The sequence below is a fragment of the Mesorhizobium sp. M7A.F.Ca.US.014.04.1.1 genome, assembly GCF_003998745.1.
Classification (GTDB): Bacteria; Pseudomonadota; Alphaproteobacteria; order Rhizobiales; family Rhizobiaceae; genus Mesorhizobium; species Mesorhizobium ciceri.
The window spans coordinates 1-702 of record NZ_RZRW01001279.1; the positions used below are offsets into that span (position 1 = coordinate 1).

The following is a 702-nucleotide window of genomic DNA, read 5'->3' on the forward strand; positions in this document are numbered from 1 at the left end:
GCAAGTATCCGCGCGATCGCGAGACTGCTGGTGACGGCCGTAAGCGAAATGGGCGCGGCGGCGATGGCGCGGGCGACTTCCAGAACAGTCGTGCTTGCGTCGAAAATGACACTCTGCCCGGGGCGAAGTTCCGACATCATGGCTGCGCCTATGGCCTCCTTCTCAGCCCTGGCGAAGTGTGCGGCAGTGGCGAGATCTGGCTCGAAGGTGGCGAGTTCCGTGCGTTGAAGCATCGCTCCGCCATGCGTTCGCTCCAATGCTCCCTGCCGTTCAAGCGTCTCGAGGTCGCGCCGTATGGTCGAAGGTGACGCGCCGATGAGATCAATGAGTTCCTGAACGCCGACGGTTCCTTCCCGTTTGAGGCATTCGAGAATGAAAGCATGGCGCTTGGCCGGAATTAGATCGACCCGTCCACGCCCGCCATCGTCTTCCCATGACCCGGCGGACGCTGAGGGCCCGGTATCTTCCACCGTTGATTTTCGAACATTCCTTGCCACGTTCGTATCTCCGCACAGTGCAGCAACACGCTCGCCGGAATCATGGCGAGCCCAGCATCGCGAATATCACGAATTCATTCGGCGAGCCCACTGGTTTGTCATGGCGATGAGCGAATTCCTATCGCTTTTGGCCTTGTTAGAATTATTTTGACTGATTTTGACCATATGTGATAAGCGATGACCGTCAATCCTCGTCAATTGGCAC

1 protein-coding gene is annotated in these 702 nt (G+C 57.8%); it reads right to left on the reverse strand.

The window, feature by feature from the left end; translation table 11 throughout:
* The coding region (locus EOA22_RS36065; protein ID WP_245478796.1) for a DeoR/GlpR family DNA-binding transcription regulator at positions 1-497 on the reverse strand (497 nt) is incomplete at its 3' end.
* Between the last annotated feature and the right edge of the window lie 205 nt (positions 498-702).